15 protein-coding genes and 1 tRNA gene are annotated in these 22,421 nt (G+C 72.0%); 8 read left to right on the top strand and 8 right to left on the bottom strand.

Annotation, left to right across the window (positions count from 1 at the left end):
* Positions 1–178: 178 nt before the first annotated feature.
* The gene (locus ACZ4N4_RS16315; RefSeq protein ID WP_360495990.1) at positions 179–646 is read right to left on the bottom strand and encodes a GatB/YqeY domain-containing protein; all 468 of its coding nucleotides are present in this window, start codon (positions 644–646) and stop codon (positions 179–181) included.
* Between the two features lie 101 nt (positions 647–747).
* Here ACZ4N4_RS16315 and ACZ4N4_RS16310 point away from each other — a divergent pair, with 101 nt between their 5' ends.
* The 5 genes from ACZ4N4_RS16310 to ACZ4N4_RS16290 all read left to right on the top strand — a co-directional run bounded on the left by ACZ4N4_RS16310 (position 748) and on the right by ACZ4N4_RS16290 (position 6,245).
* A complete protein-coding gene (locus ACZ4N4_RS16310) occupies positions 748–1,674 on the top strand; it encodes a metallophosphoesterase (RefSeq protein WP_453570316.1) in 927 nt (308 codons plus the stop codon).
* A gap of 108 nt (positions 1,675–1,782) precedes the next feature.
* The gene (locus tag ACZ4N4_RS16305) at positions 1,783–2,541 is read left to right on the top strand and encodes a Pr6Pr family membrane protein (RefSeq protein ID WP_467588891.1); all 759 of its coding nucleotides are present in this window, start codon (positions 1,783–1,785) and stop codon (positions 2,539–2,541) included.
* Between the two features lie 74 nt (positions 2,542–2,615).
* A tRNA-Pro gene (locus ACZ4N4_RS16300) sits at positions 2,616–2,689 on the top strand.
* Between the two features lie 414 nt (positions 2,690–3,103).
* A complete protein-coding gene (locus ACZ4N4_RS16295; RefSeq protein WP_467588888.1) occupies positions 3,104–4,993 on the top strand; it encodes a hypothetical protein in 1,890 nt (629 codons plus the stop codon).
* A 184-nt stretch (positions 4,994–5,177) separates the two neighbouring features.
* Positions 5,178–6,245, top strand: a complete 1,068-nt coding sequence (locus ACZ4N4_RS16290; protein WP_467588885.1) for a PucR family transcriptional regulator — start codon at positions 5,178–5,180, stop codon at positions 6,243–6,245.
* Here the strand turns inward: ACZ4N4_RS16290 and ACZ4N4_RS16285 are convergent.
* From ACZ4N4_RS16285 to ACZ4N4_RS16270, 4 genes are all read right to left on the bottom strand, one after another.
* Positions 6,227–11,104 carry a DNA repair ATPase gene (locus ACZ4N4_RS16285; protein WP_467588882.1) on the bottom strand — a complete coding sequence of 1,626 codons (4,878 nt, stop codon included), beginning with the start codon at positions 11,102–11,104 and terminating at the stop codon, positions 6,227–6,229. The genes ACZ4N4_RS16290 and ACZ4N4_RS16285 overlap by 19 nt on opposite strands.
* Before the next feature lie 145 nt (positions 11,105–11,249).
* Complete coding sequence (locus ACZ4N4_RS16280) at positions 11,250–13,277, bottom strand: SPFH domain-containing protein (protein ID WP_467588880.1); 2,028 nt, start codon at positions 13,275–13,277, stop codon at positions 11,250–11,252.
* Positions 13,278–13,366: 89 nt separating this feature from the next.
* Entirely contained in the window at positions 13,367–14,035 is a 669-nt protein-coding gene (locus tag ACZ4N4_RS16275; protein WP_467588878.1) for a hypothetical protein, read from the bottom strand.
* A 255-nt stretch (positions 14,036–14,290) separates the two neighbouring features.
* Positions 14,291–14,758, bottom strand: coding sequence for a hypothetical protein (locus tag ACZ4N4_RS16270; RefSeq protein ID WP_453570405.1), 468 nt, complete (start codon positions 14,756–14,758; stop codon positions 14,291–14,293).
* A gap of 306 nt (positions 14,759–15,064) precedes the next feature.
* Here ACZ4N4_RS16270 and ACZ4N4_RS16265 point away from each other — a divergent pair, with 306 nt between their 5' ends.
* Positions 15,065–15,994 carry a hypothetical protein gene (locus tag ACZ4N4_RS16265; RefSeq protein WP_467588875.1) on the top strand — a complete coding sequence of 310 codons (930 nt, stop codon included), beginning with the start codon at positions 15,065–15,067 and terminating at the stop codon, positions 15,992–15,994.
* A gap of 125 nt (positions 15,995–16,119) precedes the next feature.
* On the opposite strand, the gene ACZ4N4_RS16260 is transcribed toward ACZ4N4_RS16265, so the two are convergent.
* Complete coding sequence (locus ACZ4N4_RS16260; protein WP_467588872.1) at positions 16,120–16,371, bottom strand: hypothetical protein; 252 nt, start codon at positions 16,369–16,371, stop codon at positions 16,120–16,122.
* A 228-nt stretch (positions 16,372–16,599) separates the two neighbouring features.
* Here ACZ4N4_RS16260 and ACZ4N4_RS16255 point away from each other — a divergent pair, with 228 nt between their 5' ends.
* Together ACZ4N4_RS16255 and ACZ4N4_RS16250 are read left to right on the top strand one after the other, a co-directional pair.
* Positions 16,600–17,415 carry a class I SAM-dependent methyltransferase gene (locus tag ACZ4N4_RS16255; RefSeq protein ID WP_467588870.1) on the top strand — a complete coding sequence of 272 codons (816 nt, stop codon included), beginning with the start codon at positions 16,600–16,602 and terminating at the stop codon, positions 17,413–17,415.
* Between the two features lie 22 nt (positions 17,416–17,437).
* On the top strand, positions 17,438–20,593 hold the full coding sequence (locus ACZ4N4_RS16250; protein WP_467588867.1) for an ATP-binding protein: 3,156 nt from the start codon (positions 17,438–17,440) through the stop codon (positions 20,591–20,593).
* Here ACZ4N4_RS16250 and ACZ4N4_RS16245 read toward each other — a convergent pair.
* Positions 20,571–21,380 carry an ABC transporter permease gene (locus ACZ4N4_RS16245; protein WP_467588864.1) on the bottom strand — a complete coding sequence of 270 codons (810 nt, stop codon included), beginning with the start codon at positions 21,378–21,380 and terminating at the stop codon, positions 20,571–20,573. The genes ACZ4N4_RS16250 and ACZ4N4_RS16245 overlap by 23 nt on opposite strands.
* Entirely contained in the window at positions 21,377–22,393 is a 1,017-nt protein-coding gene (locus ACZ4N4_RS16240; RefSeq protein ID WP_467588862.1) for an ATP-binding cassette domain-containing protein, read from the bottom strand. The genes ACZ4N4_RS16245 and ACZ4N4_RS16240 overlap by 4 nt, the downstream gene beginning before the upstream one ends.
* Positions 22,394–22,421 lie beyond the last annotated feature (28 nt).

Below are 22,421 nucleotides of genomic sequence, written 5' to 3'. Positions count from 1 at the left end.
GGCGGCACGACGGACGGCGCGACCACCGCCGGCACCACCACCCCGAACCCGACGTTCTCCTTCCCCGCCGTCGTACCGCCGCCCGAAGCTTCCGGCGCTGCGGGTGCTTCTGGTGCTGCCAGTGCTGCCAGTGCTTCTGGTGCTACTGGTGTTTCCGGTGCTACTGGCGCTTCCGGTGTCAGCCCTGGAGCCGCTTCTTCACCGCGGCGGCGACGCGGCCGCCCTCGGCCAGCCCGGCCACCTTCGGGTTCACGATCTTCATGACGGCGCCCATGGCACGCGGCCCCTCGGCGCCCGCCGCCTTCGCCTCCTCGACGGCCGCGGCGACGATCCCCGCCAGCTCCTCGTCGCTGAGCTGCTTGGGCAGGTACTCGTCGAGGAGCTCGCCTTCCGCCTTCTCCCGCTCCGCGCTCTCGGCGCGGCCGCCCTGCGCGAAGGCCTCGGCCGCCTCCCGGCGCTTCTTCGCCTCCTTGGCGATCACCTTGAGCACCTCGTCGTCGGAGAGCTCGCGCTTCTCCTTGCCCGCGACCTCCTCCTTGGTGATCGCGGCGAGCGTCAGCCGGAGCGTCGAGGAGCGGAGCTCGTCGCGTGCCTTGATCGCGGAGTTGAGGTCGTCGTGCAGCTTCGACTTGAGCGTGGTGGTCATGGTTCCGATTGTCGCAGGTGCCGCATGCGGACCGCCCGCCGATTTACCGCCCGGTCGGCGGCCGGTCATGAGTCCCGCCGCGCGTCTGACACGATGGTTGTATGCGCGCTCGATACGGAGTACCCCTGGGAATCGCGGCGTTCGGTGCCGCCGGTGTGTTGTACGCGGCCGGCTTCGAGGTCCGTTCGTTCCGCCTGCGCCGGGTGACGGTCCCGGTCCTCCCGCCGGGGATGCGCCCGCTGCGCGTGCTCCAGGTCTCCGACATCCACATGGTGAGCGGGCAGCGCAAGAAGCAGCGCTGGCTGCAGTCGCTGGCGGGCCTGCGCCCGGACTTCGTGATCAACACGGGCGACAACCTGTCCGACCCGGAGGGCATCCCCGAGGTCCTGGACGCGCTCGGGCCCCTGATGGACTTCCCCGGCGCGTACGTCTTCGGCTCCAACGACTACTACGGCCCCAAACCCCGCAACCCCGCCCGCTACTTGCTGGAGAAGACGAGCGGCAGGCACGGCCTCAACGGCAATCCGCCGGTGGTCGGCGCGATCCACCTCCCGTGGGAGGACCTGCGGGACGCGTTCGACGGGGCGGGCTGGCTGAACCTGACGAACACCCGCGGTGTCCTGAAGATCGAGGGCGTCTCGGTGGAGCTGACGGGACTGGACGACCCGCACATCAAGCGGGACCGGTACGTGCAGGTGGCGGGCGGCCCGTCCAGTACGGCGGACTTCTCGATGGGCGTGGTCCACGCCCCGTACCTGCGCGTCCTGGACGCCTTCACGGCCGACGGCTACCCGCTGGTCCTGGCCGGCCACACGCACGGCGGCCAGCTCTGCGTCCCCTTCTACGGCGCCCTGGTCACCAACTGCGACCTGGACGCGGACCGCGTGAAGGGCCTCTCGCGGCACACGGCGGAGGGTCGTACGTCGTACCTCCACGTCTCGGCGGGCTGCGGCACGAACCGCTACACCCCGGTCCGCTTCGCTTGCCCCCCGGAGGCGACGCTGCTGACGTTGGTGGGCCGGGAGTAGGAAGAGATCAAGGGGGAGCCCCCTCCCCTCTCTTTTCGTCCCCTTCCTGTAACCCACTCGGCGTAGAACAAAATGCCGGACATGCCCCTTTATTCATACTTTGAGGGCATGACGGCTCCCATACCCCGGGACATCCCGGACCTCCCCGCGGTCCCGGGCACGCCCGTGCTGCTGCCCGGCTACGTTCCGGCGACGGCGGTGGTGGCCCCGACCCGCCGCCCCGCGACCGCGGTGTTCCGCCTCCTGACAGCCGCACTGGCGTCGGCGGGCGTAGCCCTGGAGCTGCTGCTGGGCAGCCCGGGCCAGATCATGAGCTACTTCGGCGTCCAGGCGGCGATACTCCTGACCCTGGTCAGCCTGGCCTCGGCCCGCCGCGCCTGGCAGGCGTCCCGTCCGCTGCCCTCGTCCCTGACGGGCGCGGCACTGCTCTACATCGTGATCTCGGGGCTGGTCTACCACCTGCTCCTGGGCCACACCACGCCCCCCTTCTCCATGACGGGCGCGACACACCCGCCGGTGGCCTGGCACGGCCAGTGGCTGGCCCTGCAGCTCCTCTATACGGCGGCACCCGTCGCGGCCCTCGTGGACTGGCTGATCCTCACGCCGCCCGGCCGCCTCCACCTCCGCCAGACGGCGGCCTGGATGCTCTACCCCCTGGCCTACCTGGCGTTCTTCCTGACCCGAGCGGAGCTGTTGCTGCCCGGAACGCCGGGCCGCTACCTCTACCCCTTCCTGGACGCGGAGGAGCGCGGCTACCGCGGCGCGCTCGCCAACGCCCTCCTCCTGGGCCTCGCCTTCTACGCCCTGGCGGTCCTCCTGGTGGCCCTGGACCACACCCGCCCGAACCCGGTCGGCCGCCGCCCATAAACCGGATTTCGTCTCCGGCCACCGGTGGGCTAAAGTAAACGACGTCGCCGCGACAAGCAGGACAGCAGCGACACCGGGGTGTAGCGCAGCTTGGCAGCGCGCTTCGTTCGGGACGAAGAGGTCGTGGGTTCAAATCCCGCCACCCCGACGCTGGTCAGAGGCCGGATAGTAAATTTACTATCCGGCCTCTGACGTGTCCGGGGGGTCAAACAGGGGGCCAAACGGATTTGATCAGGCTCCGGCGCCGCTCTCCTCCGGGTCGGGGGATGCCGTGGTCGGAGAGCGGGGGAACCCGGCTCGGCTGTGCATCTGTCTCTTGATCATCTTGGTTCGGGTGGTGACGCCCTCGGTGCGTCCGGCGTCGACGGCGCAGATCCCGACTGTGTGCCGGACGCACCGCCCCCCTGCGCAGGTTCCACAAACCCCCTTGCTCCCGTATCGGAGGTGGGCACTAGAGTTCGATGCGTTGCGTGATGTTCACAGCAACCGTACAAAGAGCGCGGTCGGCCTCCGCATAACCGGGGCAGCGAAGCCGCGCCGTTCCCGTGGGGGGAATCCAGCAGTGAGAACACGCTCTTTGGTGTCGGCGGCCGTATCCGCCGCGCTGGGCGCCGCGCTCCTCGCCGCGCCCACGCTGGCGTACGGGGCCGACGGCGGCACGGCCGGGCAGGACCCGGCGGCCACCGCGACCGCGAACCCGACGCCCGATTCGACGCCGGCGGACACACCCACCGGCGCCCCGTCCGACACTCCTTCGGACACACCAACCGGCGCCCCGTCCGACAGTCCTTCGGACACCCCGACCCCGTCCGACACGCCCACCGGCGAATCGTCGGACACCCCGACCCCGTCCGACACGCCCTCCACCAACCCGACGCCCGACCCCAGCAGCAGTGCGCCTGCCGACGGTACCGGCGCCCCGGTGTTCGGCGACGTCGGCTCCGACCCTTCCGACGACGGTTTCCTGACGGTCGCCGTCTCCTCCGACTCCGCGATCACCGAGGTGTCCGCCGAGCTGACCGAGCTGCACGGCGCGGACCCGGTGACCGTCGCGGTCACCGGCTTCACGCTCGTCTCCGGCACGCCGCAGGACGGCGTCTGGCGCTCGCCGCGCATGTCGCAACTGCCTTCGTACGGCAGCTACGACGTGACGGTCAGCGCCCGGGACAGCGACGGCGACAGCACCTCGGCGGCGGACACCACCACCGTGGACGTCGAGCCGACGCCGGTCTTCGCCGACCGCAGCATCAGCCCCGCCGTGCTGGACGTGGAGCACACGCACGTCAAGCTCAGCGGCCGTATCTCGCTCTTCGACCCGATCACCGGCGACACCTCGCCGCTGGCCGGGAAGCCGCTGAGTGTGACGGCCGAGTACGCCTACAGCGCCGTCACCGCCGCCGACGGCAGCTACGCGATCGACGTGGCTCCGCAGCTGAACGGCGAGAACACCACGTCCGTGCCGGTCTCGCTCTCCTTCTGGATCGCGAACCCCGACGGCACGAACACCTATGTGCTGGTCGACGACAAGACCCTGCCGGTCGTGGTCAGCCCGAGCCGGATTCGGCTGGACCACTCCAGCGCGCAGATCAAGTACGGTGCCAAGGCGTCCTCATCCGGTGTCGTGGAGTACCTGTACGACGGCACCTGGCAGCCGGCCAAGGGCGTCGCGCTCGAGATGAACTACTACGCCAAGGCGACCAGCGGTGCCGACGGGCGCTTCAAGCTCACCTACCCGTACCTGCTGTCCGACGACACCACGTTCACGGTGGAGACCAGTCGGGACAGCTACCTGACCGACCCGTATCTGTCCGACTCGGACGCGCGGTTCAAGGTCGACGTCATCAACCGGACGAACATCTGCTTCTGTTCGAGCTGGCTCGACGAGTACTCCGACCTGCACATCCAGGGCAGCATGAGCGCCAGCAACGGCAAGGTGCCGCCGAACCGGAAGCTGTACCTCCAGCAGTCGGCCAACGGCAAGTCCGGTTGGAAGTCGCTCGGCTGGTTCACCGCGAAGTCCGACGGCACCTTCAACCTCGACGCGTACGTGTCGGTGCCCAAGGGCTACTGGCGGCTGTACTCGGCGGGCTCGTCGGACTACCAATCCGGCTACTCCAACTCCGTGCACTTCAACCGCACCGCCACCAGGATCGCCGGCTTCAACGCCGGCCCCGAGCCGGTACGCAAGGGCCACACCGTGACCGCCACCGGCACCTTGCAGCGGCTCAGCGGCTCGAAGTGGGTGGCGTTCGGCAAGCAGCGCGTCTACATCCTCTTCCAGGCCAAGGGCAAGAAGTCCTGGACGCAGTTGGGCTCCGTCAAGACCGACTCGCATGGCCGCTTCACGGCCCGCTTCACCGCGAGGCAGGACGGCACCTGGGTCGGGGTCTACCTCGCGTCCGGCTCCTACGTGGACGCCGAGAGCTACCACGACTACGTGGACGTGCGCTGACCAGCCTTCTCTGACGACCACCGCGAAGGGCGCGCCGGGAACCCCCGGGGCGCCCTTCGCCATGTGCGGCAGGGGGCCAAGCGGATTTGATCCGCACGTGGAAAACGTGACCTCAGGTGTCGGGTGTCCGCGGTGCGGCGTACGCTGGCACGTCGCTGTGGCAGTACGGGGGAGGAAGCGGGAGTTGGCTACGGACAGAGCGGCCTCGGGCGTGTCCGTTTCGTCCGAGGACGGTTCGTGGGGGCGGTTGCTGGAGGACGTGGCCAGGAGCGGACGGCGGCTGCGTCGCGAGGAGTTGGAGTCGCTGCGCGCATACGGCGACCGGGCCGCCGAGGAGGGGCGGGGGCTCCCCGAGCTGGTCGACGAGCGGCTGGCCGCGACCGGCAGGGTCTGGGAGGGGCAGCCGGTGGACGCGGCGTCGATGGCGGCGCTGCGGGCGGCGGTGGCCGCGCTCGCCGCGGGGCACGGGCGGGCCTACCGGGAACGGCTGCGCCGGGAGGAGGCCGGGCGGCGGGAGTTCGTGGCGGATCTGCTGAGCAGCCGCAGCGACCTGGGACGGCTGGCTGAACACGCCGAGCGCTTCGGGCTCAATCTGGCGTGCGCGCATGTCGTCGCGGTCGCCGAGGGCGACGGCTACGACCTGGAGGATCCCCAGGTGCGGGCGCTGGAGCGGCAGTTGCTCGGCCGCTTCGGTGAGGAGGAGGTCCTGCTGGCGGTGAAGCACGGCCGGCTGGTGTGCATCGTGCCCTCCGGCCCGGGTGAGGCCGCGGCGGTCAAGGCGTTCGCGGAGTTGACGCAGGGGCGGCGGGTCGTGGTGGGCCGTCCGCACAGCGGGCCCGGCGGTGTCGTGCACTCCTACGAGGAGGCGCGGAACGCGTTGGAGCAGGCGGCCCAGCTGGGGCTGGACGGGAAGTTGCTGAACGCGGCCGATCTGCTGGTCCTGCCGGTGCTGTTGCGGGACCGGGAGGCCCTGGAGGAGCTGGTGCACGGGGTGTTGGGACCGTTGCGGAAGGCGCGTGGAGGGGCGCAGCTGCTGCTGGAGACCCTGACCGCCTACGCGGAGTCGCGCTACGTCGCGGCGGAGGCGGCACGCCGGCTCGGACTGAGTGTCCGCGCCTTGGCGTACCGCATCGCGCACATCGTCCGGCTCACGGGCCTGGATCCGGACGACGCGCTGCAGCGCTACACCCTGGAGACGGCGGTGTTCGGTGCGCGGCTGCTGGGGTGGCCGGATCAGTCGACGGACGAGTAGGAAGCGGAGGGCGAGCCGGCGGACGGCTGGGCGGCGGACGCGTACGCGGCGCACAGCGCGTGCCAGCGGGCCGTTTGTTCGGGGGTGGACCGGCCGCGGAGCCGGGCGAGTTTGAGCAGGTTGGCCTCGGCGGCGCTGCCGAGGCTCCGTGCCTCGGCGAGGTAGTGGTCGTCGAGCAGGGCCTCGATCTCGGTGTCGCTCTGGACGGGGTCGATCCGGGCGGCCAGGTGGACCATGGTGCGGTAGGAGCCCTGGAGCAGGAACGGCGGTTCGAGGCGGTCGGTGTCCTCTTGGGCGGCGGAGGCGATGTAGGCGCTGTTGACGGCCAGGACGGTCTGTTGGACACGGCGCAGCCGGGTGAGAGTCGCCAGCACCCGGTCCAGGTCGTGCACCGGGTGGGCGAGCTGGTCGGCCTGTGCGCCCGGGTCGCCGTCGGCGAGGGCGGCCAGCAGGGCGAGGTCGGCCGGGTCGGTTCCGGCGAGCGGTGCCAGCACCGGGTTGGCGGCGAGGGCGTTCTCCAGGAAGGAGAGGGCGAACAGGTCCTGGTGGCCGGTGAGGACCTCGCCGAGGTTCCAGACGTCGGCGCGGTTGGCGAGCATGTCGGGGATCTGGAAGCGCCGCCCGTTCGCGGTGTAGGGGTTTCCGGCGAGGCAGACGGCGAAACGGCGCCCACGCAGGTCGAAGCTGCGGGCCACGCCGTCGCTGACGGCCTCGACACGGCGCTGCGCGTCGCACAGCGGGATGAACTTCTGAAGCAGTTCGGCGGAGACGTGCTGGATGTCGTCCACGTGCAGCAGGACGTTGCTGCCCGCCTCCAGGGCGAACACGATCTTCTCGACCTCGCGGCGGGCGGCCGCGTCGGGGGCGCGGTCCGGGTCGAGTGAGGTGGTGCCGGTTCCGAGCGCGGGGCCGTCGACGCGGACCATGAGCAGGCCGAGGCGGTCGGCGACGTATTCCAGCAGGGTGGTCTTGCCGTAGCCGGGCGGGGACAGGAGCAGCAGCAGGCCGCTTCGGTCGGCGGGGCCGGTGGTGTCGAGGGTGCCGAGCTGCTTGGCCAGGTTTTCGCCGACCAGTGGGAGATACACCTGGTCGATGAGCTGGTTGCGGACGAAGCCGGCGAGCGGGCGGGGGCAGTGGTCGTCCAGGCGCAGCCGGGCCCGCTCGGCGACCAGGACGTTCGCGCGCTGTCGCTGGAAGGCCCGGAAGGCCGGGGCTCGCTGCTCACGGAACACCCGTGCGCGCTGGGGCAGTTCGTCGATGCGTACGGTCAGTCGGCCGTCGCGGACGCGGGGGTGGGTGCCGAGGAGGCCGTCGACGGTCTCGCCGACGGGCGCGGTGATCTCGTAACGCGGCAGGTCGGGTGCGCACAGGTGCGCCACGCCCTCCGGCACGCCGTCGCCCTCCGCGTGCATGGCCGCGTACGAGCCCAGCCAGGCGCCGGCGAGCTGGTGCCGTGCGGGCAGGTCGGTGCCGAGCGCGACCAGGTCCGAGGTGAGGACGGGGGCGGCGGCGGTGTGGCGGAACCCGTCCAGGAGGGTGCGCGCGGCGACGCCGGTGGCGAATCCCTCCTGCGGGTCGGCGAGTTCCTCCTGGAGGTAGTCGCCGGCCCGTGGCACCGGCGGTAGTCCGACTGCGGCGGTGAACTCGGCGACCGCGTCCGTGAGTTCGGCCGCCAGCTCGGAGGAGGCAGTCGCCTGCGCGGACGGGGCGGTCGCCGGCGCGGCACCGTCGGGTCTGAAGTGGCCCTCGGCTCCGAAGTGGACGCGGGCCAGCGCCAGGGAGCGGGCGCGGCGCTGCCAGGCGGCCCGTTGGGCGTCGGTCGCGCCGTGGGCCCAGAACAGCTGGGCGGTGGCGCGCACTTCGGCGGGGTGCCGCAGCAGACCGGCACCGGCTCGCAGCCGCAGCAGCGCGCCGAGGATGGCCGCGGCATCGTGGTCGTGGACGCCGCGCTCGTACCCCTCGTCGTAGCCCCGCTCGGCCGCGCGGCGGACCTGGTCGAGCAGCGGTTCACCCGGTTCACCGGTGGCCGTGGCCAGCAGTGAGGCGGCCAGGTACTCGGCACGGTAGAGCGTCGGTGACTCGCTGACCAGGGGCTGTGTCCAGAACTCGCGGCCGGCCGGCATTTCGGGGAGGTCGGCGGGCCGGCGGTAGCCGGTACCGGTGATCACGAAGGCCAGACCGTCGTCGCCGTCCGGCTGGAGGGTGAGTTCCACCGGTTCGCGGCGGACGGCGAAGCGGTGGCGGCCCAGCCGGACGGTGGCGCCGCCGTCCTCGGACAGGTCGGCGCGGTCGCGCAGCTCGCGCAGGGCGGTGCGGACGGCACCGAGCAGGCCGTCCTCCAGTTCCTGGGCGCGTACCCGGTCGTCGAGGCCGCGCAGTTCCCCGGCGGCGGCGCGGACGCGCAGCGCCATCGGGTCGGCGGCCTGGGCGGCGTGGATGTCGGCCGCCGAGCCGAGCCCGGCGAGCCTGCGGCTCAGCGCCTGAAGGGCCCGGCGGGCGGAGGCGGCGGCCCGGTCGGCGCGGGCGGCGGCCTCGTCCAGCAGGGTCTGGCGGCGGGCGGCGAACGCCTGCCGGATCTCCTCCCGGCGCAGGGCCAGGTCGGCGGCGAGATCCTCGGCCTCGGCGAAGCGGGCCTCCAACGCGTCCACCCGCAGCAGCAGACGGGCGAGTTGGTCGTCGCAGGCGGCCGGGCTGTCGGCCGCGGACAGGGCGGCGGTCGTCGCCTGGGCGAGCAGCGCCGACTCCGCGGCATGCGCGGCGCGGTGCTCGGCGTCGAGCAGGACGCGTCGGCGGGTGGTCAGCACCGCCCGGGCACGGTTGACGGCTGCCAGGACCTCGCCGATGGCCAGCAGTACGGCTGTTCCCGCGCTCGGGTCGGCATCGGCCGCGCCGGTGACCAGGTCGGTGACGGTGGCCAGGGCGTCCGCCTGCTCGGTGAGGCGGTCGGCGAGCCGCGCGGCCTCGGCGGCGGTGGCGATCGAGGCGGCTTCCTCGGCGGCGCGCCGCGCGGCGGCGAGGGGGGCGGCGAAGGCGTCGGGACCGGCGAAGAAGGCGAAGGCGCGCTCGGTCGCCGCCGCGAGCTCGGCGGCCAGGTCCGCCTCGACCCCGTCCAGGGCGGCCAGGTCGAGCTGGGGCAGCTCGCGCAGCGTGCGGGTACGGCCCTGGGCCCTGCGCAGTTCGGTGAGGAGTACGGTCCAGGCGTCCGCGTCGGCGGGCGGTTCGCCGTGGGAGCGGCGGACCAGCGCGGCGGCCTCCGCAGCCGCCTGGTCCAGCGCCTGCGCGGCGCGCGCGGAAAGTTGCCGGAGCCTGGCTTGCTCTGCGACCAACTGCTCCGCCGTGGCCCGCAGTTCGGCAAGTGGTTCGAGCAGGCCGGTGTCGGCCAGCCAGTAGTGGCGGTCCGTCGCCTTGGCGCAGGCGTCGAGGATCAGCTCCGGGGAGGCCGTCGTCCGGTTCTCCTGCGCGGCGGCGGTCGCGCCGCGGACCACGTCGAGGCAGTCGGCGATGCCCGCGACCAGGTCGGCGTTGCCGATCCGCGCCAGCGGACCGTCCCCGACCGGCTGGGCGGCGGCGTGGTCGGCGGACTGGAAAGGGGTCTGCCACAGCTGGAGTTCGTGCGTGCGCACGGGCTCGTGGTCCGGTTTGAGGAGAACGAGAGTGCCGTCCGGCAGCAGGGCGTACGCCGCGCCGTGCAGGGCGCTCGCGGCCTCGCGGCGGACGGTGTTCCACGGCAGCAGCAGGACCTGGGCACGGCCAGGCCGGCTCAGGACGTAGAGCAGGTCCTCGCCGTTGGGTGAGGGGAGCACCGCGTCGAAGCGCAGCTCGTCCGCGGCGGACCGGTCGGCCACGGAACCGGCACCCGCACCCGCCGTACCGCCCGCACTACCCACACCACCCGCACTGGACGCACCGCCCGTTCCAGCCGCCCCGCCGCCGATGCGGAAGACCCGATGGCTGCCGTCCGCCAATTCGTAACCGCCGGGGAAGATCAGGCCCTGTTCGGCGGGGAGCAGCCTGGCACCGCGGCCCAGCGAGTCCTGTCGACGCACCGAACCGGTACGGGTGTTGACGACCAGGTAGCGGTCCGCAGGTTCGTTGTAGGGGCGGATCCGCAGAAGCAGCAGGGGTCCGGTCGCCGCGTAGGCGACCGTGGCGTCGGCCAGACTCTGCAGCGGCTCGTCGACCGCTTCCCGGAACAGCGACCTGTCACCGGGATGTGCCCGGACCGTGAGGCTGCCGCCGGTGGTGGCGACCGAGACCGCGCCCTCACCGCCTTGGATCAGGATCCTTCCGTCCGCGTGGTGTTCGCGTCCGGTCGTCGTCCACGGCAGCTCGGAGACGGGCGGCTGCGGCAGGTCGCGTTCACCGTGGTTGCCCAGGTACTCGACCCGGTCGGTCCCCAACTGCCAGCTCAGGACCCGCAGATCGCCCTCGTTCTCGCCGGTGCGGAACACGGCGAGCAGCCGCCCCGACGCGGTACGCCTCAGGTCGGTGAGGCGCGCGTCCCGGTAGTAGCGCAGCAGCTCGGCCAAGTCGCGGTGGAACCGCTCGTCGTCGAGCAGTCCGGGGACCTTCTCGGGTCCCAGGGGCGAACCGTCCAGGGTGTGCAGCGACAGCAGGCCGGCGTCGAGGTCGGGTGCGGAGGTCCCGAGCAGGAGGACGTCGGGCCGTACGGCGACCACGCCGCATGCGGTGGCCGCGCCGTCGGAGCGGGGTCGGGCCGAGCCCGCGAGCTCCAGCGGGCGGGAGCCGAACGCCTCCTGTCGCCGGGAGTTCAGCGAGGCGGCCCGCCGGCCGAGTTCCGCGGCGCGGTCGGCGAGCCTTGCCCGCAGGATCTGGTAGGTGCCGTCCTCGACGCCCATGACTGCTTCCCGTTCTCTCTGGCCCGAGCGCTGACAGCGCCGCGCCGTCGATCGTCTGCGGCGCCGTCGTGGCTGGTCGCGCCCGCGCGGCGGTGGCCGCACATCAATACAGCCCCGCGCCCCTGAAGGGGCGCTGTCGTGGTCGCTATGGGGCAGTGCCGTTGGCGAGCTGTACCGGGTCGGCCGATACGGGGTCCCCACTCTGCTGGCCGCCCAGCAGCTTCATCAGCAGGGCCAGGTTCCACGGGCCGCCGGCCGCCAGCGAGCGCAGCACCTCCGTCGCGTCGCCGCTGAAGCTCTTCTCGCCGTTCAGCCAGTCCGCCCCGAGGGCCTGCACCGTCTCCGAGCCCTGCACCGCGCCGTCGATGGACTTGCCGAAGGACACCGCGCCGACCAGCCGCTCCAGGAACACGCTGTCGCCGCCGACGATGTCGATGTCCGCGCTCTCCAGTCCGGCGGCCAGCACTGCCGCCTGGGCCTCGGCCACCTTGCTCTGGACCTCCAGCGCGGCCATCCGGACCTCCTTGTCCGCGGCCAGCCGCAGCCGGAACTCCTCGTGGCTCCGGGACACCTCGTCCAGCGCGGCCATCGCCGCCGCCTTCTCCTTGAGACCGGCGGCCTCGCCAAGGAGCCTCTCCCGGATGCCCGCCGCCTCCGCGTTCGCCTTGCTCTCCGCGACCGCGGCCTCGGCGAGCCCGACCTTCTCGACGGCCTCCGCCTTCTCCTTCAGGCCCGCGGCCTCGCCCTCCAGGCGGGCCCGCACGCCGGCCGCCTCGGCCATGGCCTGCCGCTCCGCCACCTCGGCCTGGGCCAGACCGGCCGCCCCGGCCAGGGCGCGCTCGCCCTCCGCCCGGCGTACGTTGGCGGCGGCCTCCAGCTCCGCGCGCTTCTGCCCGGCCTCGGCCAGCACCAGCTGCTCCTTGGCCCGCAGGTGCGCGGCCTGCTCGGCGGCCTCGGCCGCCTTGATGTCCTTGACCAGCTGCTCCTGCGCCTCCGCCTCGGCGGCGATGATCACGGTCTGCCGGGTGCGCTCGGCCTCCTGGACCACCCGGACCCTCTTGATCTCCTCTTCCTGCTCCGCGACCGTGCGGTCCACCGCGATCCGCTCGCGCACCACATCGGCCACGCCCCGGCGCTCCACCTCGACCTGCCGTTCCTTCTCCGCCCTGGCGAGCTCCACCTCCCGCTCCCGGTTGACGACCTCCATCAACCGGTCCTTCTCGATGCGCTCGCTCTCCACCGCGAGGACCCGCTCCCGGTTCTTCTCGGCGACCGCGATCTCCCGCACCTGGTTCTCCCGCTGGACACCGAGCAGTTCCTCGGTCCGCAGCAGGGCGCTGTGCGCCTTGAGCCGCTCCTCCTCCTGGACCTGCGCGGTGGCCGCCTCCTCCTGCGCGCGCAGGGTCTCGATCCCCTTGCGCTGCCGGATCTCCGCCTCCGCGCGCCGCCGTTCCAGCTCCAGGACGGCCTCGCGCGCGTCCACGTTCTGGCGGGTGATCTCCATCTCCTCGTTGCGCTGGAAGTCGTTGGTGCGGATGTGCTCCAGCGCCGTCAGTTCGGTGATCTTCCGGATGCCCTGGGCATCGAGGATGTTGGAGGCGTCGAGCTGCTCCAGCGGGGTCTGCTCCAGGTGGTCGATCGCGGCGTCCTCGAGGTGGTAGCCGTTCAGGTCGGTGCCGATGGCCGCGACGATGCGGTCCCTGAACTCCTCGCGCTTGGTGTAGAGGTCGGCGAAGTCGAGCTGCTTGCCCACCGTCCGCAGCGCCTCGGCGAACTTCGCGCTGAACAGGTTCTGCAGGGTCTCCTGGTGGCTGGCCCGCTCCGTGCCGATCGCCTGCGCCACCTTGACGACGTCCTCGACCGTCTTGTTGACCCGGACGAAGAACGTGATCTGGATGTCGGCGCGGATGTTGTCCTTGCAGATCATGCCCTCCCGCCCGGTGCGGGTGATCTCGATGGTCTTCACCGAGATGTCCATGACCTCGGCCCGGTGCAGCATCGGCAGCACCAGGGCTCCGGTGAAGGTGACGTCGACGCTCTTGGGCCGGGAGACGATCAGCGCCTCGCCCTGGACGACCTTGCGGAACAGCCGGCCGAAGAGCAGCAGTGTGCCCAGGCCGATGAGCAGCAGGACGGCGACCAACACGCCGATTCCGATGGTGACGACAGACATGGCTGTTCCCTTGGCCGACCTTGTCGTGGATGGATGGGCGAACTGTGGGCGTACTCGACGCCCGAACGAAGCAGGGGGGTGAGGCCGCGTCAGCCGGTGGCCGGCACGGCGGGCATGACCCAGAAGTACTCGCCCGCGTCGTCGTAGTCGTAGATGAGTGCCGACGCCCCGGCACGGAGTACGCCGCCCGGCCCCGCCGCGTCGTCGAGGCTCTGCCGGACCTGTACGACCGCGGAGGAGCCGTCGGCCGCATGGACCTCGGCCTGTCCGAAGTCGGGGCCGACCCGTCCGGTGCGGATCACGCAGCCGAGGCCGACGAAGTCCCGGCGCGAGGGCGGCGGGGCGGGGGCCGGCATCAGCCGCCGCAGCGGCCACGCCAGCAGCCGCGCCCCCGCCCACCCGCCGGCCAGGGCGGCCGGCAGCAGGACTCCCCCGTGGCCGCCGCCGAACACGACCCGGCCGCTGAGCGCGCTGAACCAGGCGAAGGCGACCACCAGCGACACCGCCACGGTGATCGGCACCCCGCCCAGGCCCAGCACCTTCTGCAGTCCCCCGTGGCCATGGCGTCCCCCACCATGCCCGTGGCCGTGGCCGTGGCCGTGGCCGTGGCCGTGGCCGTGGCCGTGGTGTCCTCCGCGCACCCCGTGGAAGTGGGCGCCCCCCAGGAGCACCAGCAGCCAGTAGACCGCCACCACGACGAGCGCGAAGGTGAAGACCACGGTCGGATACGCCGTGACCGCCCCGAGAAAGTCCCCCACCGCACTCGCCCGCCTCTGCAGAGCCCCCGACGGCCACGTTTCGTGTGCCGCACGCGCAAGGGTGACACCGCGGCAACGATCGCGCAGTGCGTGATCCCGGAAGTATCGGCGGCCCTTTCACGTCCCGGTTCAGCTCACACTGCGGACGCCGGTACCGGAGCCCGACCGCGCTGCTGGATACCCGTCGTCAGCGGAGCCTGCCAGGTCACCAACTCCGAGTTCCTCGACAGGGAGCGGTAGTCGAAGGGCTGCGGATCACGACGCTCCCGGCCGGGGCTCCTCGCCGTCGTAGGCCACCAGTGCAGCCTGGCGGCACTCCAGCAGGCTGCCGAGGATCTCGGGGGTCACGTGCTCCTGGGTCAGTGCCACCGTGGCCCTGGCCTCGACGGAGGCCCATGCGTGCCGGGCGCGCTTGTTGGCGCGGCGCCGGCTGTCGCTGCGCAGGAAGCCCGCTCCCGCCGCGAACCCGGCGGAGGTCAGAGCGGCGAGGGCGGCGGGAACGCGCGCGTCCGCGGAGGCCAGTCCCGCCGTTCCCGCCGTGCCGGCGAGCAGGGCCGCGGGGAAACCGAGGGCGATGTCCATCTTGGTCCAGAACTCGGCCCGGCGGTGGGCGAGCGTCCTCTGGCGCGTCGCCTCGTCCCTCAGCCGCTCGATCTCGGCACGCAGGCGCCGCTCGGGCTCGTCCGGACTCAGGTGGGTGGTTCCGTCAGCGGGAGTGGCCATGAAGGCATTCCAACACGCTTGTGTCGGAAGGTACTTGGTGAGTCCGAACAGCCTTCGGGGGCGACGGACGTGAGCTTCCGACGAATCGTGTTCCACCACACTTCGCAGCCGACCCCACCGACGATCTTCACCGCCACCCGGCTGCCGGGCCGTCAGTTCTTCGCCGCAGCAGGCCGGTCGGCAACCCTCGGGTCCTGAGCCTGTTCCTCGCCTCTGCCTCGGCCCTTTCCGCTCCCCCGCCGCATGGGTGACTCGGCCGGTGTCGGTCCCTGTCGCTAGCATCGCGGCAGTCTCCGGGGAGGAAGCATGGGTTACTCAGGCGATTTCGTTCTGGTGCGCAGCGATTCCCCGCTGCCGGACCTGTCTGTGTTCGACGACCCGGAGTGGTGCGTCGACGAGCGCACCGAACGCTTCCACGAGTGCCCGCCACGCCCCGGGGGCTGGCGGACGCTGCAGGTGAACGACTATCTGCCGGAGAACGACGACGACCGGTGGCTGCACCGGCTGGTCACCGCGACCGGCTCGCCGGTCATGATCGCAAGCGTCCTGGACAGCGACGTCTGCTACGTCCGCGGTCTCACTCCGTCCGGGGTGGCCTGGTCGGCCTTCCTTGATCCGGTGATGGCCGCCGACTACGGGGTGTCGGTGTCGCCGCCCTCGGAGGACGAGGCACCACAGGAGGAGACCGACAAAGACAGGAGGGTCCGCCGGCTGCTCGCGGACGTGCCCCGGACAGCGGAGGAGATAGCGGTCTGGGCAGCCGAGAGCGGGTACACGGCGGATCGTGAGGCGCTGCGCGTGGTCCTGGCCAAGAGGGCGGACCCCCTCGTGGAGAACCTCCTCTTCGAGCTGATCGATGCCTGCGGGCTGCCGTCGGCGGAGACGGTCCGAGAAGATCCCGCAGCCGTGGACCCCCCTGCGCACCCGGGCCACCGCCCCGAGCAGAACTGCCCACGCGGCGCCCGACTGGAAGCGGCGGTGTGGAACCTCCCCCGCGACGGGCACCTTGTGCTGCGGTGCGCTGCGGAGGCGGACTGTTACGCCCAGGTCTGGCTCCGCCCTGACGGCACTTACCAGCTCGAACACCGTGATCGCGATCCCGCCGAGCACTATCAGACACGGACACTCTCGGCGGACAAGGTCATCGCGGCCCTGGCAGGCTGGGCGGCGGGCGAGACCGCCTGGCGGGATGCCTTCCAATGGAACCCGATCGGCTCCTGGTTCAGCGATTCCTAGCCGAGCGGTCACGCGAATCGCCCGGCTGGGAAATCCCAGCCGGGCGATTCGCGAGAGGCCCTCGAATCCGCCGTCATGGCGCGGGGCTTTTGACATCTACTTCGACATGAACACCAGCGAGTCGACTACCAGCCGCGATCGCAGTCGGAACCCAGCTCGGTGACCTGGGCACCTGGGCTGCCTTCGCCGTTGATCAGGTTTCCGCCCAGACCGTTGAAGATGCCCACCTCGCCGAGGATGTCGAGGTTCAGGTCATGGGACCTGCACCCGCCGCCATGCCCACCGTAGGCGACCTGGGCACTGGCAGGGCTGACGCCCATGAAGCTGACACCGCTTATGATCGCGACCGCAACGGCAACCTTACGGAAACTGTTCATTTCTCCTCCTCGGGACAAGTGGAGCGCACCATCAGAAGATCCACTTAGCGCTCATTTCGGAGGCTAGATCGACATCCCGCCCTGCGCTCATCGGGGAAGCCATCCGGGGGTTCTGAGGGCCAATCGGTTGATGCGACGGTCTGAGGCAGGTGGTCTGGATGTCGTGACCGGGGCGGGGCACGATGCGTTCCAGAGGCCGAGCACCCTCATCGTGGACAGGGAGATCGTGTGGACGGTATCCGCCACGACGTCGCGCCCGCCGTGCGCGCCGTCTACGGGCCCCAGGACCTCAGCTCCGCACCGGCGTTCGGGGGCGGGTTCATCAACTTCGGTCACTGGGAGGGGATTCCGCTCGACGGGCCTCTGACCGCCGAGGACCGGGTGCGGAGCCAGCAGGACCTGTACCGCCGTGTGCTGGGCACGATGGGCGCGGCCGGCGGCCATGCCGTCGAGGTGGGCTGTGGGCTCGGGCTCGGTGCGGCACTCGCGCTGGTGGAACACGGGTTCACCTCCGTGACCGGACTGGATGTCCACCCCGAGCAGCTGGAGCGGGCCCGGCGGGTCAACGCCGAGCTGCTCGGCCGGGTGCCGGAGCGGCTTCGGTTCATTCAGGGGGCGGCGGAGGAGATGCCGTTCGAGGACGGTCGGTTCGCGTGCCTGTACTCCGTTGAGGCCGCCCAGCACTTTCGTGACCTGGGCGCGTTCGGGCGGGAGGCAGCGCGGGTGCTGCGGCCCGGGGGCCGGCTCGCCGTCACCAGTTTCTTCCTGCCGGCCGGGGCCGAAGACGTGGGTGCGGAGCTGGCCGCGCGGCTGGACAGCTTCGCGTCCGGGCTGGATGTGGCCCACTCGCTTGTCTCGCTGCTCGACGCCCTGGACGCCGCCGGGCTGACCGACGTACGAGCCGAGTCGATCGGTGGTCAGGTCTGGGCGGGTCTGGATCATTTCCTGTCCGGCATCGACCTGCCCGTGCAGTGGCCGCGGAACTTCCTGCCGGCCTATCGCGACGGACTGCTGGACTACTACGTCGTCTCCGCACGGCGTTGAGGAGGATGGCTACTCTGCACGGGTGACCACCGAGCTGATCCTGCTGCCCCGAGTCGCCTGCCGTGGACGGGAGATCACCGCGCCCCGGCTGCGCGGACTGCTGGCGTTGCTCGCGGAGGATCTGCGCGGTGGCTGCAGCACCGGCCGGCTGGTGGAGGGGCTGTGGGCGGAGGAGTTGCCCGAGCGGCCCGGCAAGGCCGTGCAGATCCTGGTGTCGCGGCTCAGGTCGCAGCTGGGTGCCGAGCTGATCGTGAGTACGCCGACGGGGTACCGGCTGGCGCTGGACGAGACGCAGGTCGACAGTTCCGCCCTGCTGCTGCACGAGGCGGACGGTGCCGAGCGGGCGCGGGCCGGGGATCACGAAGGCTCCCTGGCACAGGCCGAGGCCGGGCTGGCGCTCTGGGACGGGAGCGTGGGCGCCGGTGCGGGCGAGGACCTGCACGATCCGCTGGTGGCGCTGCGCGCCGGGCGGGTCCGGGCGCATCGCGCGCTGGTCCGGGCCCGGGCGCTCGCACTCGCCCGGCTGGACCGGCGGGCGGAGGCCGCGGCGCCGCTGACCGCGCTCGCCCGGGAGCTGCCGCGGGACGAGGAGGTGCTGGCGGAGCTGCTGCGGTGCGAGGCCGCTACCGCCGGGCGGGCCGCGGCGCTGACCCGCTACGACGCCTACCGCCGCAGGCTGCGGGACGAGCTGGGCACCGACCCGGGACCCGGGCTCAGATCGGCGTACCAGGAGCTGGTGCGGTCGGACGTGCCGAGGGTCCGGCACGGGGTTCCGCACGAGCCGAACCCCCTGCTCGGGCGGGACGCGGATGTCGCCGCCGTGGGCGGGCTGCTGCGCACGTTCCGGGTGGTCAGCGTCGTCGGTCCCGGCGGTCTCGGCAAGACCCGGCTCTCCCACGCGGTGAGCCGCGCGGCCGAGCAGCCCGTGGTGTACTTCGTCACCCTCGCCGGTGTCCTCGTCGACGACGACGTGGCCGGTGAGGTGGCCTCGGCCGTCGGTGCCGGGGAGGGCGGCCGGTTCAGCGGCGGCGGGGACGCGGTGACCGGCATCGTCGCCGCGCTGGGCACGGGACCAGCGCTGCTGGTGCTGGACAACTGCGAGCAGGTGATCGCCGGCGCCGCCGGTCTCGTACAGACGCTGGTCTCGCGGTCCAAGGAGCTGCGGGTACTGGTCACCAGCCGGGCTCCGCTGGGGCTGACCTCGGAGTCCGTGTACGCCCTGCCGGAGCTCTCACCGGCGATGTCGGTCGAGCTGTTCGGGCAGCGGGCGCGGGCCGCCCGGCCGGGTGTGGAGCTGCCCGCCGACCGGGTGGCCGAGATCTGCCGGCACCTGGACGGGCTGCCACTGGCCGTGGAGCTGGCCGCTGCCCGGGTGCGGGTGCTGTCGGTGGCCGACATCGCGCGCCGGTTGCAGGACCGATTCACGCTGCTGCGCGGCGGCGCCCGGGACGCGCCCGAGCGGCATCGCACCCTGCGGGCGGTGGTGGAGTGGAGCTGGAACCTCCTGGAGCCCGACGGTCAGGCCGCGCTGCGTGCCCTGTCGGTGTTTCCCGGCGGCTTCACCGAGGAGGCGGCCGAGTACCTGCTCGGGGAGAGCGGTGACGTGCTGGCCCTGCTGGAGCAACTGGCCGGTCAGTCCCTGCTCAAGGTGGGTGACAGCCCGTCCGGAGTGCGTTTCCACATGCTGGAGACGCTGCGGGAGTTCGGTGCCGGCCGGCGCGCCGAGGCCGGCGAGGAGGCGGCGGTGACCGACCGGTTCCTGGTCTGGGCCCGGGAGTTCGGGCGGGCCCACCACGACCTGCTGTTCAGCCACCGTCCGGGGCCCGCCTGGAGCCGTATCCGCGCCGAGCAGGACAACCTCGTCCTCGCCCTGCGGTACGCGCTGGCCCGCGCCGACGGACCCACCACCGCGGGCGTCACCGCCGTACTGTCCTCCTTGTGGTCCACCGGCTCCCACTACGGCCGGCTGGCCTCGCTGGCCGCCGACACCGCGGGCCCCCTCTCCCACTTCCGGCCCGAGAACCCCGCGGACGTGGAACCGGCCCGCAGCGCGGCGGCGGTGTGTGCGGCGAGTCTCTTCATGGGCCACGGCCCGCACGCCGTCCGCCAGTTGGTGACCCTGCGCCGGCTGCCGCCCGCCCAGCCGGACACCGTGCTGCGGGCCCTGTCCGTCGTGCTGTGCGCAGTGCCGGACATCAGGCCGCCGGAGTTCGCTCGGCTCCAGGAGTTGTGCGAGGCCGAAGAGCCGATGCTGGCGGGCATCGCCTCGGCCGTCGCCAGTTACGTCTGGGAGGCCGGGCACGACATGGAGCGGGCCCTGGAGAGCGCCCGGCGGATGCTCGACGCGCTCGCCCCGCTGAACAACCCGGCCATGCACCTGCTCAGCCACGGCCGGGTCAGCGAGCTGTGCCTGCAGTCCGAGCGGGGCGCGGAGGCGTACGACCATCTGCGTGCCGCACTGAGCGCGCTCGACGCGTTCGGCGACGGGGCGGACACCCTCGGCATCCGCTGGGGGCTGGTGCTGGCCTGTCTGCACATGGGCGAGATCGACGAGGCCGAGTACTGGCTGGGCCTCGCCGCCGTGGACCAGCCGCCGGAGTCGGACCAGATATTCAGCCCCGAGCTGCCGGCCAGGGCGGAGATCGCGCTGGCCCGGGGACTGACCGAGGTCGGGCTCGGGCTGTGGCGCCGGGCCGCGGAGCGGGTACGGCGGGCCGGTGCGCTGTTCCCCGACGATCCCTTCGTGGACTCGTGGGTCCTTCAGCTGCAGTCGGCGGCGGTGGCCGCGCACGCGCAGCACGGCCGGCCGGATCCGGTCGCCGCGCTCACCGAGGAGTTGGGGGCGTACCTGCTGGGGCTGCTGGCCGGCGGCCCGGCCGACGGTGCACCGGCCGAGGGGTCCCCGGTGGAACTGCCGGTGTACGGCACGCTGTTGCTGGCGCTGGGACACGCCCGGCTGGCCAAGGGCGATCCGGCGGCCGTACGGCTGCTGGCGCTGTCCGAACGGATGCCGGTGGTGAGGGAGTTCCCCACGCTGTCCCTGGACCGCTCCCGGGCGGCGGCCGAGCACGCGGATCGGGCCGCGTACGCCGACGCGAGGTCGGAGTACGCGGCCCTGGGGCGGGATCAACTGCGGGTCGCGGCCCTGCACGAGCTCACTGCCGGGGCTCGCGGGTGAACCGCGCCCTGGACCACAGGTAGCCCAGCACGGTCAGCCCCAGGCCCCAGGCCAGGGCCAGCACGGCGTTCTTCGTACCGATCCCGCTGCCCAGCAGCAGACCGCGCAGGGTCTCGATGAAGGGCGAGAAGGGCTGGTACTCGGCGAACCAGCGGAACCAGCCCGGCATGGCGTCCACCGGCACGAACGCGCTGGACAGGAACGGCAGCATGACCAGCGGCGTCCCGATGTTGCTGGCCCCCTCGGGGTTGGGGCTGATCAGACCGATGCCGACCGCGAGCCAGGTCATCGCGAGGCTGACCAGGGCCATCAGCCCGACCGCCGCGAGCCACTCCACCGGCGTCGCGTCGGGCCGGAAGCCGATGGCCAGTCCGATGCCCAGGACCACCACCAGCGCCATCATCGTCTGGATCACGCTGCCGATCACGTGACCGACCAGCACGGAGGGGCGGGAGATCGCCATGGTGCGGAACCGGGCCATGATGCCCTCGGTCATGTCGGTGCACACGGACACCGCGGTGCCGAGCGAGGTCATCGCCACGGTCAGGAAGAGGATGCCGGGGACGAGGTAGGCGACGTAGTCGGACCGGTCGGCGTGGCCGCCGGTGATGCCGGCGCTCATCACGCTGCCGAAGACGTAGACGAAGAGGAGCAGCAGGATGACCGGGGTGAGCAGGAGGTTCAGGGTGAGGGAGGGGTAGCGGCGGGCGTGCAGGAGGTTGCGCCGCAGCATGGTGAGGTTGTCGCGGAAGGGGTAGGCCCGCAGGGAATGGGGTGCGGTGTTCATCGGACGGTCTCCTTGTCGGTGGAGGCGGCGGTCTGCTTGCCGGTGGAGGCGGCGGTCTCCGTGCCGGTGACGGGCGCGGGGCTGCCCGTCAGGGCGAAGAACACGTCGTCCAGGTCGGGGGTGTGCACGGAGAGTTCGTCGGCCTCGATGCCGGCGGCGTCCAGCCAGTCGAGGATGGCGCGCAGTTCGCGCTGGGTGCCGCCGCTCGGGATCTGCAGGGCGAGCGCCTCGTCGTCGCGGGTGGTCTCGCGCAGGGCGGTGGCCGCCTGCTCGTAGGCCACCGGGTCGGAGAACCGCAGCCGTACGTGGCCGCCGGGGACGAGCCGCTTGAGTTCCCCTGCGCTGCCCTCGGCGACGAGCCTGCCGCCGTTGAGCACCGCGATGCGGTCGGCGAGCTGGTCGGCCTCCTCCAGGTACTGGGTGGTGAGGAAGACGGTGGTCCCGCCGGAGACCAGCTCGCGGATGATCTGCCACATGGTGTGGCGGGAGCGCGGGTCGAGGCCGGTGGTCGGCTCGTCGAGGAAGATGATCCGCGGGCTGCCGACCAGGGTCATGGCGATGTCGAGGCGGCGCTTCATGCCGCCGGAGTAGGTGGACGCGGCCTTGTTCGCGGCCTCGGTGAGGTCGAAGCGCTCCAGCAGTTCGGCGGTGACCCGCCGTCCCTCGCTCTTGGAGAGGTGGTGCAGGTCGGCCATGAGGAGCATGTTCTCCTCGCCGGTGATCAGACCGTCCACGGCGGAGAACTGTCCGGTGACCCCGATGGCGGCCCGTACCGACTGGGCCTGCGTGGTGATGTCGTGGCCTGCGATCCGGGCCTGGCCGCCGTCGGCGGAGATCAGGGTGGAGAGGATGTTGACCGCCGTGGTCTTGCCGGCGCCGTTCGGTCCGAGGAGGGAGAAGATCGTGCCGGCCGGTACCCGGATGTCGATGCCGTCGAGGACGGTCTTGTCCCCGTAGGCCTTGCGCAACCCGGTCGCCGCGATGGCGAGTTGTTCGTTGTCTGTCGTCGTCATGCCGCAGAGCTTGCGGCCGCGGCGGTTC

This window comes from Streptomyces sp. NPDC026538 (genome assembly GCF_055567535.1).
This window is presented reverse-complemented; position numbering and strand designations above follow the sequence as displayed.

Excerpts from the sequence above, each read along its gene's own strand:
- ACZ4N4_RS16260 (WP_467588872.1), bottom strand. The coding sequence starts at position 16,371 with ATGAACAGTTTCCGTAAGGTTGCCGTTGCGGTCGCGATCATAAGCGGT.
- ACZ4N4_RS16270 (WP_453570405.1), bottom strand. The coding sequence starts at position 14,758 with ATGGCCACTCCCGCTGACGGAACCACCCACCTGAGTCCGGACGAGCCC.
- ACZ4N4_RS16285 (WP_467588882.1), bottom strand. The coding sequence starts at position 11,104 with ATGGGCGTCGAGGACGGCACCTACCAGATCCTGCGGGCAAGGCTCGCC.
- ACZ4N4_RS16280 (WP_467588880.1), bottom strand. The coding sequence starts at position 13,277 with ATGTCTGTCGTCACCATCGGAATCGGCGTGTTGGTCGCCGTCCTGCTG.
- ACZ4N4_RS16240 (WP_467588862.1), bottom strand. The coding sequence starts at position 22,393 with ATGACGACGACAGACAACGAACAACTCGCCATCGCGGCGACCGGGTTG.
- ACZ4N4_RS16245 (WP_467588864.1), bottom strand. The coding sequence starts at position 21,380 with ATGAACACCGCACCCCATTCCCTGCGGGCCTACCCCTTCCGCGACAAC.
- ACZ4N4_RS16310 (WP_453570316.1), top strand. The coding sequence starts at position 748 with ATGCGCGCTCGATACGGAGTACCCCTGGGAATCGCGGCGTTCGGTGCC.
- ACZ4N4_RS16305 (WP_467588891.1), top strand. The coding sequence starts at position 1,783 with ATGACGGCTCCCATACCCCGGGACATCCCGGACCTCCCCGCGGTCCCG.
- ACZ4N4_RS16265 (WP_467588875.1), top strand. The coding sequence starts at position 15,065 with ATGGGTTACTCAGGCGATTTCGTTCTGGTGCGCAGCGATTCCCCGCTG.
- ACZ4N4_RS16315 (WP_360495990.1), bottom strand. The coding sequence starts at position 646 with ATGACCACCACGCTCAAGTCGAAGCTGCACGACGACCTCAACTCCGCG.